Genomic DNA, 3,544 nt, shown 5'->3' with positions numbered 1-3,544 from the left:
CCGTCTTCGACGAAGCGGTCGATATGCTTTCCCCCAAGCCCCTCTATGTCCATGGCCTTCCGGGTGACGAAGTGTCGTATGGTCCGTTTTAATTGCGCCGGACATGAAAGTCCTCCGGTGCAGAAGTGAATCGCCCCCGTACGCTCGACCTTTGCCGAGCACACCGGGCACTCCGTCGGCATCTTGAAGGGTTTCTCTACGCCGCTCCTCTTATCCTTTACGACCGAGACCACCTCGGGTATGACGTCCCCGGCCCTCTGCACGATGACCGTGTCGCCCTCTCTTACGTCCTTACGGTCTACTTCGTCCTGGTTATGTAGCGTGGCCCTCTCTATCGTCACCCCAGCCACCTCCACGGGTTCGAGTATGGCCACCGGGGTAAGCGCCCCGGTCCTGCCCACACCGACCTCTATGCCGATGACCCGCGTGGTCCCGTGCTTGGCCGGGAACTTGCAGGCGAGCGCCCAGCGGGGACTCCGGGTACGGACACCGAGCCGCTCCTGAAGCTTGAGGCTGTTTACCTTTATGACCGTACCGTCGAGCTCGTAGCCGAGTTTGTCCCTCATGTTTTCCAGTTTCCTGTGGTAGACGAGCGTCCCCTCTATCCCCTTCGCTACCTCCACGAGCGGGTTTACCTTGAGGCCGAGTTTTTTCAAGTACTCCAGCGTCTTGCCGTGAGTGGCAAAGCTCTTCCCCTCGACCGTGCCCACGCCGTAGCAGAAGATGTCGAGCGGCCGGGCGGCCGTGACCCTCGGGTCGAGCTGGCGGAGCGAGCCGGCCGCGGCGTTACGGGGATTTACAAAGGGGGGCTCGTTCCTCTCTTCTCGCTCCTTATTTATATCCCCAAAACTCTTGAGCGGGATGAATATCTCGCCGCGTACCTCTATCCTCTTTGGAAGGTTTTTTCCTATTAGCACGAGCGGGATGCTCTTAACGGTCCTTAGGTTCGAGGTTATATCCTCCCCGGTATAGCCGTCGCCCCTGGTGGAGCCGTTCGTGAAGACGCCGTCTTCATACACGAGCTCCACGGCCAACCCGTCTATCTTGGGCTCCACGGCGTACTCCACAGGCTTGTCCGTCTTAAGGAATCTTTTGACCCCCTCGTCGAACTTTATCCCTCCCTCACGGTCCGAGGCGTTAAAGATACTCAGCATGGGGAGGGTGTGGGTTACGGTGCCGAACTCCTTAAGTGGAGCGGCCCCGACCCTCCGGGTGGGGGAGTCAGGGGTCAGGAGGGCGGGGAACTCTTCCTCGAGGGCTTCGAGCCGCCGCATCAGGCGGTCGAACTCCGCGTCGGTTATCTCCGGGGCGTCGAGGACGTAGTAGAGGTGGTTGTGGCGGTTAATTTCCTCGCGGAGCCGCGCTGCTTCTTTAGCCGCTTTCGTGTCCTTCATGGCCCTATTTTTAGCACAGGGGAGGGGATTGGTCAATCCGGGTGGAGGGGGGTAACTCGGTTGACCGCCGCGCGGCCCCCGTGTATAATCCCATCATGAACGAAGGCGGCACCTTCCTCATGGCCATGGCCCTCACCACGCTCGCCGGGCTCTCCACCACCGTGGGGAGCCTGATAGGGATCTTCTACAAAGAGCCGGGGCCGAGATACATGGCCTTCACCCTCGGCTTCTCGGCCGGGGTGATGGTGCTGGTCAGCTTTGTCGAACTGCTCCAGCAGGCGATCCTCTCCGTTGGCTTTGCCCAGGCACACTTGGCCTTCTTCATCGGGATGTTCGCCATGCTCCTTATAGACTTCCTGCTGCCGCACTCCTATATCCTCGAAACCCACCATGGGAGTGTAGGACACGGGGGGGCAGGGAAGGCCAAGACCGGCAGGCTGCAAAAAGCCTCGCTCATGGTGGCCGTCGGCGTGGGCATACATAACTTCCCCGAGGGGATGGTAACGTTCGCCGGAACGCTCAAGGACGTGAATATCGGGATAGCCCTTGCCTTCGCCGTCGCCATACACAATATCCCCGAGGGGATAGCGGTCTCGGTCCCGATCTATGCCTCGACCGGGAGCCGGAAGAAGGCCTTCTGGTGGTCGTTCCTCTCCGGGGCGAGCGAGCCGGTGGGGGCGCTCCTGGCCGGTATCGTGCTCATGCCCTTCTTAAGCGAAGCGCTCCTCGGATGGATGTTCGCCATGGTGGCCGGCTTCATGGTCTTCATATCGTTCGACGAACTCCTGCCCATAGCCCAATCCTACGGCGAGGCGCACGTGGCCATAGTCGGCGTGATGGTCGGCATGATGGTGATGGCGCTTAGCCTGGCGATCCTTATCTGAACCCCTTAATCCCTGCCGGACCCCTTCACTTCCCTGGGTTTTCAAAAATAACGGGCATTCGCTTGACTTCGCGTTATTTTGTTGTAGAGTCTACCCATGCTTAACAAAAAACAACATGAGGAGGATTACGCGGATGTCACGGATTTTGGGGAATACTGTACTGTTGCTTGCACTATTTTCGTTCACGGTTATGGGTGTAGAGAGCTCCATTGCGGCCGAGGAGAAAGTGTCCAATGAGGGCTTCGTTACGACCGCGGACGGCCCGGCGGAGAGGATAAGGATAGCGAAGGTGAGCGGAGCTAACCCGGCCGCGCTCGGCGACCCGGGCGGAAGGCCCGTCAGGGAGTTCACCATGGTGGTGGGCAACTTGAGCGTGGAGATAGCCCCGGGTGTTAAGGTCATGACCTGGGGCTTCGGCCTCGAAGGGGAGGAGCTCTCGGTGCCCGGCCCGGAGATACGCGTGGACGAGGGTGACTTCGTGAGGGTCTACTTCAAAAACACCCACGTCATGCCGCATACCATACACTTCCACGGGCTGAACGCCCCGTTCCACTCCGACGGCGTGCCGGGGTTGAGCCAGAAGAACGTCATGGGCAACGAGGTCTTCGTATACGAGTTCGTGGCCAGGCGCCCCGGCACCCACGCCTACCACTGCCACTACCAGACCCTGTCGCACCTCGATATGGGCATGTACGGGGCCTTCATAGTGAAACCCAAAGACGAGAAGTACGAGACCGACCGGGATATCGTCTGGTTCCTCGACGAGTGGTCCGTCATAGAGGAAGGGGAGTGGTATGACCTGCCCATGGCGGGTACTAACGGCAAGTATAACTACTTCACCATAAACAGCGTTTCCTGGGGGGACCTGGGCGCGGCCATCGGCGGGCTGAAGCTCGGTGAGAAGGTGAGGGTGCGTATGATAAACATGGGCTACAAGAACCACTCCATGCACATACACGGACACAAGACCTCCGTCACCCACTATGACGGCTACGCGGTAAAAGACCCCCATTTTATCGACACCATACCCATAGCCCCGGGCCAGAGGATAGACTTCATATTCGAGGCCGACAACCCGGGCATATTCCCGGCCCACTGCCACGTGGTGCCGCATGTGACCAATAACGGGGTCTACCCCGGCGGGATGCTCACCGGTATTGTGTACGAGGGCTTTGAACTCGGAAAACTCCCGGAAGCGGTCGACGATTACGCCAGGAGACACTTCCCCATGACGCCCGGGCCTTGAGCTAAGGAGGAAGTCTGAGG

3 protein-coding genes are annotated in these 3,544 nt (G+C 59.6%); 2 read left to right on the top strand and 1 reads right to left on the bottom strand.

The genetic code is table 11. The features are described from left to right. Window positions 1-1,394, bottom strand: a 1,394-nt coding sequence (gene ligA / locus V3W31_03280) for an NAD-dependent DNA ligase LigA (GenBank protein ID MEE9613962.1), incomplete at its 3' end; no start/stop codon positions are given. Between the two features lie 41 nt (window positions 1,395-1,435). On the opposite strand from ligA, the gene zupT reads away from it, so the two are divergent. Both zupT and V3W31_03270 read left to right on the top strand, forming a co-directional pair. Next, window positions 1,436-2,278 (top strand): zinc transporter ZupT, encoded by an 843-nt coding sequence (gene zupT, locus V3W31_03275; protein MEE9613961.1) that lies wholly within the window; start codon window positions 1,436-1,438, stop codon window positions 2,276-2,278. A 133-nt stretch (window positions 2,279-2,411) separates the two neighbouring features. Then, on the top strand, window positions 2,412-3,524 hold the full coding sequence (locus V3W31_03270; GenBank protein MEE9613960.1) for a multicopper oxidase domain-containing protein: 1,113 nt from the start codon (window positions 2,412-2,414) through the stop codon (window positions 3,522-3,524). Window positions 3,525-3,544 lie beyond the last annotated feature (20 nt).

The organism is Thermodesulfobacteriota bacterium (genome assembly GCA_036482575.1).
Taxonomy (GTDB): Bacteria; Desulfobacterota; GWC2-55-46; order GWC2-55-46; family JAUVFY01; genus JAZGJJ01.
Note: the sequence above shows the minus strand (reverse complement) of the source record. Positions and strands in the feature narration are given on the sequence as shown.

What these genes read in the sequence shown, in the direction of transcription:
- V3W31_03270 (MEE9613960.1), top strand. Translation starts at nt 2,412, where the DNA reads ATGTCACGGATTTTGGGGAATACTGTACTGTTGCTTGCACTATTTTCG.